This is a genomic window from Aeromonas sp. 160P, assembly GCF_055193095.1.
In genome coordinates this window covers 2,597,554-2,615,527 of the sequence record NZ_JBUXKV010000001.1, presented here as the reverse complement: position 1 = coordinate 2,615,527, position 17,974 = coordinate 2,597,554, and the positions used below count along the sequence as shown (strand labels likewise).

General features: G+C 43.7%; 17 protein-coding genes and 2 pseudogenes. 8 read left to right on the top strand and 11 right to left on the bottom strand.

All coding sequences use genetic code 11. The features are described from left to right. The first annotated feature begins 36 nt into the window (after window positions 1-36). Window positions 37-393: a hypothetical protein gene (locus tag ACY8FN_RS12355; RefSeq protein ID WP_011899272.1), complete on the top strand. Its 357-nt coding sequence runs from the start codon at window positions 37-39 to the stop codon at window positions 391-393. 133 nt (window positions 394-526) lie between these two features. Here the strand turns inward: ACY8FN_RS12355 and ACY8FN_RS12350 are convergent, their stop codons facing one another. Beyond that, window positions 527-910, bottom strand: coding sequence for an antitoxin Xre/MbcA/ParS toxin-binding domain-containing protein (locus ACY8FN_RS12350; protein WP_223945911.1), 384 nt, complete (start codon window positions 908-910; stop codon window positions 527-529). Window positions 911-1,814: 904 nt separating this feature from the next. Further along, complete coding sequence (gene tet(E) / locus ACY8FN_RS12345; protein WP_011899270.1) at window positions 1,815-3,032, bottom strand: tetracycline efflux MFS transporter Tet(E); 1,218 nt, start codon at window positions 3,030-3,032, stop codon at window positions 1,815-1,817. An 80-nt stretch (window positions 3,033-3,112) separates the two neighbouring features. Here tet(E) and ACY8FN_RS12340 point away from each other — a divergent pair, with 80 nt between their 5' ends. The 3 genes and pseudogenes from ACY8FN_RS12340 (at window position 3,113) to ACY8FN_RS12330 (ending at window position 5,711) form a co-directional block, all read left to right on the top strand. Next, a complete protein-coding gene (locus tag ACY8FN_RS12340; protein ID WP_011899269.1) occupies window positions 3,113-3,745 on the top strand; it encodes a tetracycline resistance transcriptional repressor TetR(E) in 633 nt (210 codons plus the stop codon). 668 nt (window positions 3,746-4,413) lie between these two features. Next, a pseudogene (locus tag ACY8FN_RS12335) lies at window positions 4,414-5,372 on the top strand (IS3-like element ISAeme20 family transposase); the annotation flags it as partial. A gap of 48 nt (window positions 5,373-5,420) precedes the next feature. Beyond that, window positions 5,421-5,711 (top strand): diguanylate cyclase domain-containing protein, encoded by a 291-nt coding sequence (locus ACY8FN_RS12330; RefSeq protein ID WP_139727460.1) that lies wholly within the window; start codon window positions 5,421-5,423, stop codon window positions 5,709-5,711. Between the two features lie 93 nt (window positions 5,712-5,804). Here ACY8FN_RS12330 and ACY8FN_RS12325 read toward each other — a convergent pair whose 3' ends face one another. Both ACY8FN_RS12325 and ACY8FN_RS12320 read right to left on the bottom strand, forming a co-directional pair. Next, window positions 5,805-7,034 carry a sensor domain-containing diguanylate cyclase gene (locus ACY8FN_RS12325; RefSeq protein WP_139727458.1) on the bottom strand — a complete coding sequence of 410 codons (1,230 nt, stop codon included), beginning with the start codon at window positions 7,032-7,034 and terminating at the stop codon, window positions 5,805-5,807. Between the two features lie 243 nt (window positions 7,035-7,277). After that, on the bottom strand, window positions 7,278-8,228 hold the full coding sequence (locus ACY8FN_RS12320) for an IS1595-like element ISKpn3 family transposase (RefSeq protein ID WP_463100171.1): 951 nt from the start codon (window positions 8,226-8,228) through the stop codon (window positions 7,278-7,280). A 145-nt stretch (window positions 8,229-8,373) separates the two neighbouring features. On the opposite strand from ACY8FN_RS12320, the gene ACY8FN_RS12315 reads away from it, so the two are divergent. The 4 genes from ACY8FN_RS12315 (at window position 8,374) to ACY8FN_RS12300 (ending at window position 12,152) form a co-directional block, all read left to right on the top strand. Continuing rightward, entirely contained in the window at window positions 8,374-9,225 is an 852-nt protein-coding gene (locus ACY8FN_RS12315; protein ID WP_463100170.1) for a hypothetical protein, read from the top strand. A gap of 360 nt (window positions 9,226-9,585) precedes the next feature. Further along, window positions 9,586-10,776 carry a hypothetical protein gene (locus ACY8FN_RS12310; RefSeq protein WP_447836468.1) on the top strand — a complete coding sequence of 397 codons (1,191 nt, stop codon included), beginning with the start codon at window positions 9,586-9,588 and terminating at the stop codon, window positions 10,774-10,776. Window positions 10,777-10,785: 9 nt separating this feature from the next. Next, on the top strand, window positions 10,786-10,911 hold the full coding sequence (locus ACY8FN_RS12305; RefSeq protein ID WP_265324674.1) for a hypothetical protein: 126 nt from the start codon (window positions 10,786-10,788) through the stop codon (window positions 10,909-10,911). A 380-nt stretch (window positions 10,912-11,291) separates the two neighbouring features. Further along, window positions 11,292-12,152 carry a TIGR02285 family protein gene (locus tag ACY8FN_RS12300; RefSeq protein WP_447836469.1) on the top strand — a complete coding sequence of 287 codons (861 nt, stop codon included), beginning with the start codon at window positions 11,292-11,294 and terminating at the stop codon, window positions 12,150-12,152. 139 nt (window positions 12,153-12,291) lie between these two features. On the opposite strand, the gene ACY8FN_RS12295 is transcribed toward ACY8FN_RS12300, so the two are convergent. The 7 genes and pseudogenes from ACY8FN_RS12295 to ACY8FN_RS12265 form a co-directional block, all read right to left on the bottom strand. Next, window positions 12,292-13,509: a 4Fe-4S binding protein gene (locus ACY8FN_RS12295; protein ID WP_463100169.1), complete on the bottom strand. Its 1,218-nt coding sequence runs from the start codon at window positions 13,507-13,509 to the stop codon at window positions 12,292-12,294. Window positions 13,510-13,617: 108 nt separating this feature from the next. Continuing rightward, window positions 13,618-13,959 carry a TehB-like domain-containing protein gene (locus tag ACY8FN_RS12290; RefSeq protein WP_463100168.1) on the bottom strand — a complete coding sequence of 114 codons (342 nt, stop codon included), beginning with the start codon at window positions 13,957-13,959 and terminating at the stop codon, window positions 13,618-13,620. 62 nt (window positions 13,960-14,021) lie between these two features. Next, window positions 14,022-14,537: pseudogene (locus ACY8FN_RS12285) on the bottom strand (FAD-dependent oxidoreductase); the annotation flags it as partial. Between the two features lie 186 nt (window positions 14,538-14,723). Continuing rightward, window positions 14,724-14,981: a hypothetical protein gene (locus tag ACY8FN_RS12280; RefSeq protein ID WP_005346574.1), complete on the bottom strand. Its 258-nt coding sequence runs from the start codon at window positions 14,979-14,981 to the stop codon at window positions 14,724-14,726. 112 nt (window positions 14,982-15,093) lie between these two features. Then, window positions 15,094-15,417 (bottom strand): hypothetical protein, encoded by a 324-nt coding sequence (locus ACY8FN_RS12275; protein ID WP_148140585.1) that lies wholly within the window; start codon window positions 15,415-15,417, stop codon window positions 15,094-15,096. 464 nt (window positions 15,418-15,881) lie between these two features. Next, complete coding sequence (locus ACY8FN_RS12270) at window positions 15,882-16,322, bottom strand: hypothetical protein (protein WP_139039452.1); 441 nt, start codon at window positions 16,320-16,322, stop codon at window positions 15,882-15,884. Window positions 16,323-16,939: 617 nt separating this feature from the next. Then, window positions 16,940-17,932 (bottom strand): AAA family ATPase, encoded by a 993-nt coding sequence (locus ACY8FN_RS12265; RefSeq protein ID WP_113740743.1) that lies wholly within the window; start codon window positions 17,930-17,932, stop codon window positions 16,940-16,942. Between the last annotated feature and the right edge of the window lie 42 nt (window positions 17,933-17,974).

Sequence of the window (17,974 nt, the reverse complement as noted above, 5' to 3'; positions counted from 1 at the left end):
ACCTAATTTATCCTGCGCTATGAAAGGAGCCGTGGTATGAAAGTTACACCAGAGGGGTGGGTGGTATTGCGTATCCCACCAGATGAAAAGGAGGAGCGAGTTGGCGTATTCAAAATATTTGCATCTTGGCGACAAGATGACAGATGGCGACTTTCCAGCGGAACTGGAACCCTATCAACGATAGCAAGACAGGGTGACTTTCTAGTATGGAAACAGTCATCTGGTAATGATTACTGGCTGCCATTTGATGGGGAAAATGGCATGACTTTTTATACCTGCGGGGTCCTTGAGAACATGTTAAATGCGCTTGAACTAGATCAAGGCGAGGTCATCATTCATCTCCTCAGGGATGGGCAGTTTGACTACGAAGAGCTTCGTCACCTTGAGTTTTGATTGCGTCAAAATAGCTTCGGAAATACTGGCCATTCATGTTAATGGATTCGTTTGGGCTTAAGCGGGCGATTCGACACGCTGCAAGCGGTTGAAAGGGGTCGTTCTGGTATAAACGATGACATGTACGGGTGAATCAATAAGGGACGCCGTGTTCAATTCCTCCTGCAAGGTCGATAACCGCCTGAGCGCCCATCGGTGAGGTGAGCACCTCAGCGGGCCTTTCACCCCCAAATCCCCAGGCTGGTCGAGTGAGCCATCGTAATGACTTGGTAATATCGCCGTTGTACAGGGATATGACAGCCTCCAGCGCTAGTACAACCCAGTAGAGGCGATCTCCCTGAGCGGGAGATAGGTGAACTCCCCGCCTGATTTGGCGACTCAACTCATCACGGTGAATGCCGATCATCGCACAAACAGTACGAGTGTCCGACCCTAGCAGGGCAACCAACTTGATGACGACCTCAGGGGAGACTCCGGCAACAATGTGCTGATGAGCCGCCAGCCTATTGCGAGGCATATCGAGGGATGCAAGAACATCGGTCACAGATGAACTGCTAGCGGTGAGAGCGTGGTTAGCACGATTCATGTAGCCAGTTGTCTCCATATGGGCTCTGTTGATGATGGTCGTGAACGTTGTCGGGCCCAATGTAATCCATCACTCAAGAGTTCATTGGGATCTCACCTAGTTTGGCGCACTTCGTTGGCCGTCGACGAAAGCGTTGGCGCTTTTGTGACGAATCAGGACCTGATTTGGCGATGAGCCGATTAGTGACGTTAATCGGCTCATTATCTAGGCCTTTTTGAGCCGATTAGGTTCTGGCATCGGCAACGCAGGCGTGTGTCAACCGGTGAGAGGTGTCATCTGATGACGAAAGCTTTCGCTCAGTCTCCGCTTTGCCGTCTGGCATCTCGCCCGAGCAGGGCTATCAACTGGCGTTCGCGTCTGCCGGTAGCGGGTGGGTCATTGAGTTAAACCGATCAAAATACCCGCTTGATGGCTTTTCTTGGAGTAAATCAGAGTGGCCTCCTCGCTGAGTCAAACTCACCAGCGATTTGTCATAAACTTTCACGCTAATCAGGCCCAGACTAGCTTCGGCTGAGGGTGTAAAACTGGCGCTAATTTACTATTTGGCTGCGAAGTGACCATTTTGCTAAGCAAACACTGCAATTAAACATAATGGGCATTATGCGCTGACAGATTGGCATGGTGGCTTGCAATTGTGGAGGACAGTTCTTTATTCTGTTTACCATACTTTCAGTATGGCGACAGTCGTTATGGAGTAGCGTTAATACTACTCAAATAATATGGCTTGCATTGTAGGTTCTCGTAGTAGTCCAATGTGTTACATTCACAATTTCTGATGCTGTGCAACGGTCGGTTTCACGTCTAGGAATTGGGGGCATTCAGTTACCATTACCATTTAAAGAAATGGCTGTGAATTGCTCTGATTTTTCGGGTGGACTGCCCTGCCGGGATAGAAAAACCTCAGTATAGTCAGTGCAACTACATACAATCCGCATCCAACTATCCACACCCAACCATTCCAAGATTCGTGGGTTGCACTATACAAAAATGCAAAAATAAGTGGACCGATTACACCCGTGAGGTGTGTCAAACTGGTCAGCAACCCTTGCAATTGTCCCTGTGCTACCTGACCGACACGAACAGATATAATTCCCTGCAAAGCGGGAAGAGTTATGCCACCACAAGCGAGTAACAGCACAACTGGCCAAACCATCCAGCTTTGCGTAATGACTGCCAATAAAAGTAGGCCACAGCCATCAGCCAAGATGCCAACCACGATAGCTCTCTGTTCTCCCAAATGTTTAGCGATAAAACCAGCAGCAAGTCCTTGAAACAGAGCGTGTGTAAGCCCAAACACAGCCAATGAAACACCGACCATTACGCCATCCCATGCGAAGCGCTCTTCTCCGAATAAAACCCATAATGTTGCAGGGATTTGGCCAATCAATTGAATGATGAAAAAGACAACTAGCAATCCCGATAATGGGGAGATCATCTCGCGTATGGAGGATGTGGTTTCATTGATTGTTTCATTCTTTATCTCGTCACTAACCTGATTAGCATTATGGGTCTCATGTAAAATGAATAGGGAGACCAGAAATGCCAGCCCGTTAATGGCAGCAGCGAACATAAACGGTGCCTGTACCGAAAGTTGACCTGCAAAACCACCAATGACTGGTCCAGCAATCATACCGCCACCAAAACAGGCACCCATCATACCAAACCAATGTGTCCTGGATTCCTCAGGTGTGACATCGGCAATTGTTGAGGCTGCAACAGCTCCAGTCGCACCGGTAATACCAGCAATTAAGCGTCCCAGATACAACACCCACACTACGCTGGCTGTTGCCATTAATGCGTAGTCCAGTGTTGCACCTAAAAGTGAAAGTAATAATACAGGGCGACGACCTATGCGATCTGACCAGCGGCCGAGAAGAGGGGCAAAAATCACTTGCATCATTGCATACAGCGCCAATAAAACACCGTAGTTCTCCGCAACATTAGCCTTTCCAACAAACTCCCGTAATAACGCCGGTAAGACAGGCATAATTATGCCAATCCCTATGGCATCTAAAAAAATGATGACCAGTGCCATCATCACAGTGCGGTTCATAGTTAACGCTCTCTATCGGTGATAGGGTTTGAAAAGTAACTCTATCAGTGATAGATTGTCAACAGCGAAAGGAGATAGTGATGGCACGACTAAGCTTGGACGACGTAATTTCAATGGCGCTCACCCTGCTGGACAGAGAAGGGCTAGAGGGCCTGACTACGCGTAAGCTGGCGCAGTCCCTCAAAATTGAGCAACCGACTCTGTATTGGCACGTGCGCAACAAGCAGACCCTTATGAACATGCTTTCAGAGGCAATACTGGCGAAGCATCACACCCGTTCAGTACCGTTACCGACTGAGAGTTGGCAGCAGTTTCTCCAGGAAAATGCTCTGAGTTTCCGTAAAGCATTATTGGTCCATCGTGATGGAGCCCGATTGCACATAGGGACCTCTCCTACGCCCCCCCAGTTTGAACAAGCAGAGGCGCAACTACGCTGTCTATGCGATGCAGGGTTTTCGGTCGAGGAGGCTCTTTTCATTCTGCAATCTATCAGCCATTTTACGCTGGGTGCAGTATTGGAAGAGCAAGCCACAAACCCGACAGAATACAATACAGTGATGGACGCTGTGCCACCATTATTACAGGAGGCATTTAATGTTCAGACGAGAACCACTGCTGAAACGGCCTTCCATTTCGGGCTGAAATCATTAATAGTTGGATTCTCTGCACAATTAGATGAAAAATATATGTCCATCCAGGGTAATAATAAATGATGCTGTCTATGGGGCAGTGCTAACGGTAGTAATTTTAAATCTATCGCCAGTGATTTTTATTTTTCACGCGACAAGTATTCTTGAAAATGTGTATGTGCATAGCCTTTGATAAATTAGGGAGATCCGAACAAAAGGGGGATTTCTTTGCGGGTCTGGCGGTGTTTGCCATTGAACTCGTAGTCAGCGAAGGTCAGTTGATGGCTCACGTTGGTTCTCATCCATGGTACTAAGAAAATCTGATGATCTCGTGTCAAGGATTTGTTCGCACCCTCCCCATCACGTCAAATAGAGCCTGTTTTCCAACTTAAATGTCCTGTTTGCTCACGGAGCAGATGTAGTATTACTTTTGAGTTTCCAACTTAAATGTCACATTTGGTATCGTTAACTCATTGAATACTTTGATCTGCCAGTTTCCAACTTAAATGGTTGTGATCAGTTGTAGCTCCTATCTGACCGATGCAAAGGCACTTGGAGAAACTGCTTAACACAAAAATCTGTCTTGTATGGGGTCAGATAAGCTCTAAATAGCTGTTCCGAATAGTAGATCACCGGAGGAAGGGAACTCAGTCCAGTTTGTGCGATCTGATTAGTCGCTAAACAAAACAAGCCACACCCAAAGGACTGAGTTGATGCCTATCCTACCACCTCTGCCACGACCACAACGGCGCCGCATTCACAAAGCTCTCGCACAAGCCAACATGGAGCGCGACATCATAAAAAAGGCCGCCGCGTACTTTGCTCAGGAGTCACTGCCAAGTACGCGTGGATAGCCAACCAACAGGACATCTATCCCATTTCCGTTATCTGTCGTGTGCTGGAGGTCTCTCGTGCGGGCTTCTACCACTGGCGCCAGCGTCCACCGTCACAGCGCCAACAAGAAGATGAACGACTCAAGGTCGCCATTCGGGCTGCTCACAGCAAGACGCGCCAGACCTATGGCGCATCGCGTTTACAAGCTGAGTTGGCCGCCGAAGGATTTTACGCTGGGCGGGACCGGATTGGGCGATTGCGCCGTGAAATGGGGTTGTCTTGCAAACAAAAGCGCAAATTCAAGGCGACAACCCATTCTGCTCATTCCCTGCCCGTGGCGGAGAATCTCCTTGGTCAGGTCTTTGCGCCGACGAAGCCCAACGAAGTCTGGACCGGTGATATCACCTATATCGCCACCGACGAAGGCTGGCTTTATCTGGCTGGTCTCAAGGATGTGTTTACCTGTGAGATAGTGGGTTATGCGATGGGAGAGCGAATGACCACCGGGTTGGTCAGTCAGGCGCTGTTTCAGGCTGTGCAGCAGAAGAGGCCACCCGTTGGGCTTATTCATCACACAGACCGGGGCAGTCAGTACTGTGCCAAGGCTTACCGGGCTCTCCAGGTACAATTTGGCATGCAGACCTCCATGTCACGCAAGGGGAACTGCTTCGACAATGCCCCGATAGAAAGCTTCTGGGGGTCTCTTAAAAATGAACTGGTTCACCACCATAGATTCGAGACGAGAGCGGAGGCCAAGGCAGCGATTCAGGAATACATAGAGATTTTTTACAACCGCCAGCGTCGGCATTCACGACTTGGCAATGTCAGCCCGGCGGAGTTTAACAAGAGGTATTGGAGAACTGCTCAGGCTGCTTGATCCGGGACTGTCCGATCTTGTCAGGACACCTCAGAACAGCTATTTAGTATTCGGCAGACAGATACTGCCGCTCGCCTTGGCGGGGATGAATTCACTGTAATATTGGAAAACATTAAGCACGGTATTCCCGATGCCAATATGTTGGCACAAAAAATACTGGAGACCCTTCAGCACCCGATACAACTCGATTCAGTAACCGCCACCATCAGCGCGAGTATCGGAATTTCGATGCATCACCCTTATGATGAAAGATCTGCCGACCAACTGGTAAATACCGCTGATTCGGCGATGTATACCGCCAAGCATGCGGGTAAAAATCAGGTTTGTGTCCATAAGTAACTAGATGATCACAGATCAATCCTCCACGGACCAACGGCACCTCGCTCCCCAGTGAGATGCCGATTCTCACTATTCAAGCCAAATTAAATCTTTTTATGCGATACATACACGATTTCTACCTTCGTTTTTTGCATGATATAAAGCACTATCCGCTTCTAGTAGTAATGTTTCTTCAGTCTTTATATGTGAGGTATTATCTGAACAGGCAATACCAAAGCTCATGGTGACAGAAAAATTGCCTTCATTCCTTTCAAACTTTAGATCAGAAATTGCTTGACGGATACGCTCTATAATTAACAGAGCATCTGTGGCATTGGTTTCACCCAGTATAATTAAAAACTCCTCACCACCATAACGCCCAACACAATCATGACTCCTTAAGTGGTTAGTTAAACTTTTACTGACCTCCTTCAGCGCTGTATCACCAGCAACATGACCATATGTGTCGTTGACATGTTTGAAATGATCTATATCAGCAAGTATTACAGTAGTAGGCTGTTTTTTTCTTGTGTCTTTTTCGATGGTGTTTTTTAGGAATTCCATTATAGCGCCCCGATGAAAAACACCAGTAAGTGCATCCCGAGAAGACTGCTCTTTGAGTTGCGCCAATGCATTTACCAACTGATTGTTTATGTCATAGATGCGTTGATAAAGACGGCTTTTTTCGACTAAAAATGATATTTGCCTTGCAAGGTTAATAAATATTTTTTGGTGGGCATCAATGTATGTGTTTTTTTCTTTGCTAGAGAAGAAAATGAAACCGATAGGCTTACCATCTGCAATGAGCGGGCAGGTTAAACTTGATTGAATGCCTTCAGCAACTATTAATTTAGTTGATAATGAGTTAGGGTTTTCAGCTAAATATAGTTGCAGGTCGTTAAGAATGCGGGGTTGTTGCGTGGTTAGTATCCCCTCTAAACTACTACCACTTAAAAAAGCAGTATATCCCTTTTTGATCATTACTTTTTCTGGGTAATTGCTTTTTGTCCAATGAGCGAAAACCCGCTCATAATCATCAGATATTAATGCGCAGCCGATCCTATCGTAAGGTATTATTTCATGAAATGTGTCATATATGCGATTTAAAACCTCATCAAGAACACTGCCTTTACTGATTTCAGTGGATATTTCTTGAATTTTATTAAACCCATCAAGTCGGGCATCAAGCCAGGCAGCCAACTGAACAAAATCAGATTCAAAATCGAGAATGGATTCTATGTTGGTATCCTGCGGGAAAGATAAGGAACATTTGCCTTGTTTAATTTTTTTTATGGCTTCTCTGTATGAAGCTAACCGTTGAACTGATAGTGTTACATCGTTCATATCTTGTCCTTATCGGTACTGCGTTGACTTTTTGTAGCATAACATCTGTTTAATCGATGATGCGAATAATACCTTGAGATCGTGATCTCCATCTAGATCTCTATCGCAGCGTGACATAATGGGTCATCAAATCATCTTCGCCGACAGTAAATTCAGCAGCAAGCGCCATCAGACCCGTAAAGCGATTTTTGCCCCTTCATGATCCCAGAAAAAGATCGTGAATTTAATCAATTAGCTACCTGATTACCCATGACCCTCAGCCAGCTTCAAGAGCCGATATGGCATCGGAGGGCTTGCCACGACTGCATGCCCCAATTCAACCAACATGCTCTTGAGGTCAAAACGATGATTAAACCGGAAGCAGTATTCCGCAAGATGCCTTGGTAAATGCTTCGCTCCGAGCGTATGGCAACTGCCCCGCAGCGAGTTTTTCACATTTCCTATCATCGTGTTTACCCAGTTGAATGCCGGATGATCCAGCCAGTCCAGGTTGCCCCCGGTGACAACACCCAGGTGCTCACAATTGGCCTCCTTGACCGCTTTGAAACAGGCCAATCCATCGGATATCACCGCGCTACCACTGGCAATATGCCGTTTTGCCCAATCAGCAACGGACTTGGTTTTGAAACCATCGACCACCGTCATCCGCATCTTGATTGGATGTCCTTCCTTGTGCAGGGCCACTGCTGCCACAAACGGCGTCTTGCCTGCCGCGCCCCGACCCCGTTTGCCACCACGGCGCTCGCCACCCCAGTAGACATCATCGAGCTGAATGATGCCGCTGATGGGCTGCTTGTCATCGGACTCTTTCATGGCTTGCAGCAGCTTGTGCTTGAGCATCCAGGCGGTGTCATATTTGACGCCCAACTGGCGCTTTAGCTCCATCGCTGACAAGCCTGTTTTGGTTTGTGACAACAGGTGCATTGCCAGAAACCACTTGGTCAGTGGGAGCTTGGTGTTTGCGAAAATCGTGTTTCCAGTCAATGACATCTGGTGACGGCAGTGATTGCATTGCCACACACGTGGCCGCCTTCTCAGGCGACAACAGGTCTTGTTGGCACATTCAGGGCAGACAAAGCCGTTAGGAAAACGCCAAGTGAACAGCGCGTTTTCGCACTGAGCCTCAGTGCCATAGTCCTTGAGAAACTCAAACAGGCTGTAGCCTTTCTGGAATTGGGCTTTGCTTTTGGCCATGATCTCGCACCTCGATAACTGTACGTAAGATCAGTATAGTTCGTGGTGACTGCTAATCATGGATAATCAGGTCTACATATGATATATAAAAACAAGTTCTGTAAGAAGAGCTATACTTAAGCCATACAACAAAAATAAGTATTTTATGATGAAAATGACACTATCAGGAAATATAATCATCATACTAACATTATTAGTTGGCATGTTAAAATCTGCCAATGCCAATGCCAATGCCAATGCCAATGCCAATGCCAATGCCAATGCCAATGCCAATGCCAATGCCAATGCCAATGCCAATGCCAATGCCAATGCCAATGCCAATAATATTACTCTCGTTAGTTCTGAGGATACGTATAACTCGATGTATGGATGTTGGCTTCATCGAATATATAGCGAAGCATTTTCAAGGCTTGGATATAAATTATCATATCTAGCAGTCCCTGGTGGAAGAGCGCCACTAATGGCTGAACGTGGTGAAGTAGACGGAGAAATTCATAGATCGTCTGAATACCAATCACAAACAACAAATTTAATCCGAGTTAATGAACCACATTTTTTAGTAACTTATGAAACATACGTTACTAAAAAAACGCTAAAGTTTCATCATTGGAATGAACTTGGTTTATATGGCCTGAGAGTTGAATTTAGACGTGGAGCGAAGAGGGCTGAAAAAGAACTAACTAAAGTAGTACCCTCCTCATTGCTAAGTGACATAACATCCACTGAACAAGGATTAAAAAAATTAATTCGAGGCCGTACTGATGTGTTCGTAGAGCAAACTTTAGTTTTCAAAGGAGTATATGAGACTTTACAAAAAAACAACAAAGAATTCGGTTTGGTTTATTCTGCCGGAATAGTCGACACATTGCAAAATTATGTATATTTAAACAAGCGCCACAAAACTTTAGGAGAAAAACTGGCGCTAATAATAAAAGACATGAAAAGTGATGGTTCCATTAGCACCTATATGAGCGAAGACTGTACTATGAACAAATAAACATTGTGGGTGTATAGCTCTAGTTATCACCTGACACCGACCTCAAATCGGTGTCTTGTTTACGCTACTTTCGTGCGCCCTTCCTTTGGTATCAATTTCAGAGCCTTCCACCATACTGTATCCATCACCCCTCCCTGATTACCAGCCCATTCCCACGCATCCTCTAAAGCCCAATGAGCTCACCTGGGGAGTGGTCATACGTCTAAATCCAATTGGAATTTGATGAAGTTCAAAACAATTAAATGTAAGTGTATGATTTTTCATGGAAGTGTTGTAAGTACTTATGTAGTTAAAGCATCCAATTTAACTGAATAAACTGATGCGCTTTTATACATAGATCCACTTGTGGGTAGGATAGAGATGGCAAGAATCCTGATGACTCGCGCCCTTGATGACAAAGGTCATATTGTTGATGTCAAAGACGTTGTTAGTGGTAAAGGATGCAATTGCACATGCATCGGTTGTCAGGGCGCTGTCTGGGCAATGAAAGGGCAAATTAAAGCCCATTATTTTGCTCATGAGCCTAATTCAATCGAACAGAACTCCTGTACCTGGAAGCCGGAAACGGAAATACATATCCTAGCTAAAGAGGTTTTAGCAACTGACAGGCAGTTGCTACTGCCTATTGGAACTATAAATCCAATACATCAAAATATATCCTTTGATGAGATGGCATGTGAGGTTTATGAGGGTAGAGTAATCCCTGATGTAATTGGGTTCATCGAGGGAGAGAAGGTTCTCATCGAAGTTGCAGTTACGCACTTTTGTGATCGAGGGAAAATTAAAGAATTAAAAAGGATTAATGCAACCTGCGTTGAACTTGACCTTAGTGGATTTCGTGTGAAAGGAGAGATAATCTCAAAAGAAGAGATAAGAGATTATCTAAAAAAATGCCCAAAAAAATGGGTGTCTGTGGCCCCTGTTGGCAGCTTCTCCGAAATTATGTATACGCACAATAGACAGCAGTTACTATCTTTACAGAATCAGTATTCATCTTTGAGTGCAAAGCATCATGCAGAGGTTAAAAGGCTTAATGCAGAATACAACGCGATAAAAAATACGAGTCAATCTGAGCTAAGTGATATGCAGCGAGTAATTCAACAGTCTCGGCATGCAGAAGGCAAGGCTAACGCAATTTTAAAAAGATGGGAGAGAGTATTAAAAGAAAAAGAGTCGTCCATTTTAGAGGCGCAGGAAAAGATAATCCTATTGGAAGACCAATACAGAATCTTTGAAATGGAATTGAAAGACCGTCTCTATCATATACAAGATGAAATTGATAAAAAGCAAGCTTTACTAAGCGACCTTCTTAATTTAGATGAACTTAAGGCTGAGTTTTATTTACAGGTTGATGATATAAATAGAACAATTAAAGCCAAAGAGGCTCAACTTGATGCTGGTGAAGCCGAAATATGCAGGCGTTCATCTTCCTTAGATCTAATACAGAAAAATCTAAATGATAGCCTCATCTCATTACAAGAACGAGAAGATGCTCTAACAGAAAGATCTAAAGACTTGGCAAACATCGTGGATATTAAATCAAGAGAGTAGGCTAAAGTAATGTTTGAGCAGTTGTTGAAAGAAAAATCAAATGAGATAAAAGCACTAGAGGAAAAAGAAAGGAAAGCAAAAAAAGATATTGATGATTTAAGGCGAAAATATAGTTCATATATCAAAATTCCATGATTTTCAAATACTGATTGTGTAGGTGTGGTTCTCACCTGAAAACCATTTTTTATCTAACCATTGACTGACAGCACTTGATCTCAAGAGCACGCCACATAGCGTACAAGCTCTATGGGCTCTATGGGCTCTATGGGCTCTATGGGCTCTATGGGACAGCAACAATCAAGCCTCATGCTGCCGTGTATGGCGACAAGCGGGAGAGTTCGGCGTATCAACGTTCAGCACCATCCTTGACGATACAGAAAACCAGAAATTTCTGCGTTATTAGTAGGTTTACAAAAGCGCATACGTATGTCAATATTTTCTTGTGAAGATGTTAGTGTTGCTGACTAATCGCCGCACTATGGTTTATATCAATATAATAGAGAGGTGAAATTGCCATGAAAAGGATTCTTCTAATACTCATCTCTTTTATTATATCTGTCGATGTAACTGCAAAAGAGACCATACATTGGGCTCAGTATGACATTCCTCCACTTTATATAAAAGATGGCAGCTATTCAGGTAGAGGTGTGGTTGATGTTACTGACGCAATGATAAGAGCTGAATTACCTCAGTATAACCATGTAATAATATGGTCGAATATTGCCAGAATTCAACGGATGATGCAGCAAGGGAAAAAAGTTGTCTGTGGCAACATGCTAAAAACGCCTGAAAGAGAGAAGTATCAAACATTTTCTACTTTTCATAAAACACTATCAACTGCACCACATGTAATCATACCATCCAGTGAGCTTAACACTTATAAGCAGTATATAATTGATGGAGACGGTGTTGATTTGCTTCGGTTGATTCAATCGAAGGATAAACTTGGCTATTTCATAGCATCTCGTTCTTATGGAAGTAAATTTGACCTCGCAATTAAAGATAAAACAAATAAGAGAGTTAACTACTCGCTCAATGCTCCGATGGGTAATGTCCTGGATATGCTATTAAAAGATGTAAATGGTTTTACCATTGCATACCCAGAGGAAATTATCTATTACACAGAACGTAAGTTTGGGTATGGCTCATCAACAGTATCTGATTTAAATAAAAAGGCTTATCTAGGGAAGTTCAAAGTTCTTCCGATAGCTGGACAGCCAAAAGAAATATCAACTTATGTTGCCGCACCGAAAACCGAGTGGGGTGATAAAGTCATATCTGATATCAATGAAGCACTATCAAAACTAAAATCAAATCCAGCATATATTAACGAGAACTATATGTGGCGTAACTTACCTAACCATGATATGCGTTAGGTATATAGTGATTCTATCCATTGAATACATATACCCTAACGCTATCTAAGTTCATATACCAACTATCGCAACCTAACCTGGATACACCTTATTTCATCAATGTTGATTATTTATGCTTTTGTGAGATAAGACATCAACTCTAATGTGAAAGACTCGGCAGAATATCCAATAGATAACGGCGTTGTTCTAATGGTGTGTTGCTTGTCCAAAAATCGAAAACAATATGAGCAAACAATGGCATTAAGAGAAGTAAAACACACAACATTGTAAGCAGATTTTTTGCTGAAACCATTTTATTCGCAGTACCAAAATGAATCGCATTAGCTTGTTTTGGGCATGCAGAGATACAAGTTAAACAGTTTGTACACTCAATATTTCTGACTGATATAAGTTCATGAACCTGTATCCTTGATGGACATGCTCTACTGCATTTATCACAATCGTATCCCTTGCTTCGTAAACAGCTGCTGGAAGACCTGCGAATACGTAATGGTGTCAGAAGCCCCAACAAGGAAAGCCATCCACCATAAGGGCATAGGTATCTACAGAAACCTTGCTTGAAAAGCATCGTGACACTTAATACCCAGACAACAAAAATACCTGATATGAAGTTCAAGTTGAAAAAGAAGGCTCCCATTTTCATGTCAGCAGCTTGGTGAAACTGACTCATCAAGTACCCTGGCAGTGCGACATTTGGAACAGCAAGAATAACTATGAACATCAGAAATGATAGAACTAGAAATTTCTGAGACTTGAGCAGTAGGTCTAACCATTTTGGCGGAGTCCACTCACCAGGTAGCAGCAAATTTCGAAAATGATGCAGCCATTCACCGACAACCCCAAGAGGGCAAAACCATGAGCAGAAGGCACGACCTAAAATGAGTCCAGATAAGGAAATAACCAAGACTGTGATTGTTGCCGCTGGGTGGTGGTAATCAGTAATGCCCAAACTCAACAACGCCCGCAAGCCAAGACCGCCCGCTATAGGTAGAAAGCCATCTACGATATCAGGTCTAGACAGCCAAGGTAGGTCACCCTGGTGGAGTTGAAAAATATAAACACCATACTGTATTGTTACAAATCCCCACGATATAACTAAGAAATATCTAACTAAACTACGAAGTTGTTGATCACTTGAATCATAAAATGCGGATATTAATTTATATCTATAAAGCATGCCAATAGCGACAGCAAGCACGATTAAACTACTTAGTGGTGGCTTGGCTGCTACCGTCAACCATACAGCAGCGGTTAGCATCATGAACAGCTGCCAAGACCAGCCTGAACGCTCATGCCACTGGAACAACAACAGATACACCAAGCCACTCAGCATGGTTATGGTTTCAATCCCACTCATCTAGCCAACCCCCATCGAAAAAACAGCCAATCATAAACAACATTCCAGTTGTTTATTTTGATCTGGATGGGCAGTTGGCCTGGTTTGTGGCGATGACCAGATTGTAGTCTATTCTCTCGTCTTAATGAGCGGGCTATCTGAGCTTACGTTTTCAGCCCAAAAGTGGATATTGAATCTAGCATCTTCAGATAGTTCAACCCTGTGCCAATACTGAGGTGGGCTGGTTGCAAACTCTCCGGCTCGGATTACAAGCGTAATTTCAGGTGTCTCTGCTGTTTCATCAGCAAAACCGTAATATGTTACCGTCCCTTCCATTACACATAACTGACCGAATACGCCAGCAGCTGTATTGTGATGGGTTAATAGAGCCTGTGGTACGTTTTCATTTGTAAAAAATGGGGTTGAACGGCGAACAACCCAATGAGCGGGTATACTATGCAGTAGCGACATGTTTTATCCTTAATAACCTATGAAATTAAGTAAGGCTGAGCATATGCTCAGCCAGCAATTATTCATCTAGAAAGAAGGCGTAAAAGTGGGAATGCAGCGCCCATTTGGTCTCCACCTACGACAAAGCCGCACATTTCACCATCCTCGCTGCGAGCTTCTGCGACCATTCCATTTTTATTCCACTTAAACTGCCATGAAAGGTCTGCACCTTTGGTTCTACCAGCTAACTGCAAAGGATATTGAAGTGTTTTTACCTTCACTAGCATTGGAGGAAGCGTTAGTGGTGTTGGCTTACCAATCAGAGTTTTAGATAATGCATTGGCACCGAGAACAATTGGCTGCAAAAAGGGTCGCAATTCACCTTTCCACTCAACGCAATCACCAAGAGCATAAATGTGCTCACTCGATGTTCTCAGGTAATCATCTACTACAATTCCGCGTTTAACAGCCAGTCCTGCATTCATCGCTAAGGATAGATTCGGTTGTAGACCTATAGCTGAAATGACAAGATCCTGTTCACTGAAACTGCTGTCAGTGAGCTCTATCATAAAGGATTCGTTGGCATCTCTTCTTTGTATCGACTTGATACCTCGGGAAGGTGCGAATAAGTACCCTATGTGCCAAAACTAAAAAGTTTAGCCATTTAATATCAATAATTTAGAATGGTGTGTTTTTGTGCCAAGTGACTTGTTAGCACCTTCCCTAACTGTGTATAAAAGTATCGATCCATGTGACTATCATTAATGGGTAATCAGGATCCTCACTCAGTCGATAAAACCGAGAGCACGTAGCTTATCAAGGGCCCGGTCCTGGTCGGCATTGGAGAAATCGGGCTCCTGAGCAATCCGAACCAGGCGGTCAAACACCTCTTTACTCTGAGAATCCAAAACTGCACAGACCGACGCTAATGAGACAGTGTAGCGATCGCTGCAAGCAGATGCCATCGCTTGAGCAAGCAAAGCGCTTGAACGAGTGCCGTTGTGCTTTTCAATACTCCTAAAAAGATCGTCAAAAATTTTCATTATTTACTCCATTTCCCTTCAAGGGAAGATGTGAATAGGCTCCAGACGTAAAAATAGAAACGCCTGTGTGTTTAATTAAATAAATTAAAACTTCGTGTGTGGCAGGTGACACTTATTCCCTGTTAGCACCTCCTTTGAGCTGGGTTAGTTTTATGTTCTTGCGGCGATTAATTTTCCTAAACTCACTCTCAAAATCAATTAACTCAATACGAAATAGGGCTGCTATGTGTCTTTTTGAGCAGGCATGCTTCTTTGAGCTCAACGAGAACCGCTGGTTTCCAGGCACTATGTCACGGCAGCAGGCTCGCCGTTCTGTAGGGCTAAGGATAAATATCCTGTCTGAATTCATTTCACCATCCGGCAGTGCTTTCCCTGATGCCCTATCTTTAAATGATTGAGTGGCCATCATTAGTTTTTTATTATATCCCTCATCCATAAAACACCCTGCAATCTATTTCAGCAACAGGCTATCAGGCTTATTGAGATGATTCAACAGATAATTGAAGATGAACCTAATAATAATTTTTCTAATATTTTCATATATACCTGCACGCGGTATTAATCTCCGCATTATGGACTACTCTCTTGCCGACTGACGTTGATGTTATTGCAATGAAATAGGTAGGTAGGCTTGAACTAATGGAATAGATGCCGCATGCAATTGCATGCGGCAACGCACGCTGGCTAACCTTTAACTTAAGGTGCTACCGACTATGCTGTGCCTGCATAAAGTCGATTATTGAGCCACCTGCGGCGCTATAACAACACCTCAACGGGTAGGTCCGCAAAATGCATAGGAGAAAGATATTTGTGCGCTTGACGATTGCTGCTGACAAAATAGCTTTTATCGAGCATGCTTGATGACGCTACATGAAGTAGTTGAAATGAAACTTAGAATAGTCAATCTCTCTTAAATACCTTATAAAATCCTTTCACATCAAATAATTCGCTATAATATAAAAGCTCCCACTCAGGGTTGTTTTGTAGTTTCTGTGAGAATACCTCGTTAGTCACGCATGAGATACAGACGCACTCAACACTAGGCTCAGCACCTAGTGCATTAACTAATTTTGTGAAAAATCCACACCCCTGCCATTCATATGGTATTCCGATCAACTCTATTGATGGACACGCCCTGAATCCATCCCTAAACCGTGGGTATTTTTTCATTATAAAATCAGGGAGTGTTGGTGGCACTCGGATCTCCAAGGTGATCCCCCCTTCTGAGTAATACAACGGTCTGACTGGATAGCCGACCGAACGAAACATCACAATAAAAGCATTGACAAGTGCATCAACGGCTTTATCCATGAGTTCTTCATCCGTCATTTGAACATCCATAAGATTTCTCCGCAGTAGGACGCTAGTGAATTACGAGGAATGAGCCCACGGTAAACCGAGAGATTGCCACTGTCAAGGCGGACATCAAGATCATGTCATTGATTTCTAAGGGATTATTTATTGAAAAAATAATTGTACAAATTTTGCCCTTGGTTGCTTTTTGCTCTTTTTGAGTGTTGGCTGAACGACATTTAACCTATAACATGCCCATAAACAGAATGGATGTGGATGGGATGGTAAATATCGCTAATGCGGTAGTCATTACATGTGGATAATATGCTCGCAGAGCAATATAAATAAAAACATTTTTGCCGTTCGATTTAATAGACACGAGGCTTAAACAGAACATAAACAGACGAATTCCTGCATATAGAATGACATCAATGCTTGAATGACATGTTCTAGTTGTTTTCAATGTGATTCATATTTTATTTTGAAAACAAAGGCTCAATTGTTTATTTTAGCATCATAATGCATTTTAAATGCAATGTCTAAAATCAGCACTAGGCGCTCTTGTGCATGAAAGGGGGATATGTAAGGGGGGTAATTCTGGATGCAATCTATTTATAGATAGAGGTTCATTGCATGCTTGCATCCAGATGGTAGATATTGTGTGCTTAGGCTGACACATCAGTGAGTAAATCTGTGGCGATATACTCATACGTTTTATCCGGCCTCCTCTCCCGCCGAACCCAAGCATTTGCGACGCATTTTCTGATATAGTTTTTTGCCTGCCGTTCCTGTATGGAAAATTCCGCACAAAAGGAGTTCACTAACTCGGCTGCTGATACTGAGGTATGCCCACTCAGAGCTTTTTTCAGGGAAGTTAATAATGTGTTGTTATCACTATCATTCGCGCTGACGAATATCAGATGTTCTGTTCGGTTTAATAAAATCTCATCAGGAGTTTCAACCGCTCTCGAACTAAACCTGAGGCTGAATCTAGCCCCCTGCCCATCCCGTAATGCTAGTGACATAACGCCATCAGCCTCACCATGAATGGATGATGCCCCCCTGATACCAGCAGCGCCTGCGTTGTAACCCTCCGCTCCTGGCGAGGATTTTCTTGCATGATGCACAACAATGTGGGCTGCGGGCTGACTTATTTTTCTGATGGACCGCATCACCTGGCCCATCATGCTATTATCATTTTCCGCCGCCGTATGCATCCTGGCTAGTACATCCCAAATAATCAGGTCAGGCTGGATCTCATTCACGATGGAGATCATTTTTTTCGCCTCTACAGGATCCAATACATCCGTTGTCTGGAAATCACCACACCGGAAAAAATTCCGCTCAATTGTTTGGTCAGTCACATTATTATGTGCTGTCATGGTTAAAAAGCGTTTCCAAAACAACCGATCTTTTAGCTCAAAATCCATATACAACACTCGTGCTGGATTTCGATTCCTCCAGTTGAGGAACTGTCCTCCACTGGCGATAGCCAATGCGAGCTGCGTTGCGACCAGCGATTTACCAGATTTGGGGGCGCCATTGATGATCCACTGATCACCCTGCTCAATCAGTTCGTCCAACAACCAAATCGGTTTTTGCTCACTGGCAATCCGCCCCTCACTAACCCCCCAAGCTAACATTCTATTCTGGAGCATACATACTCCTCCCAAAAAAAGTTATTATTATTTGTTGTTTTT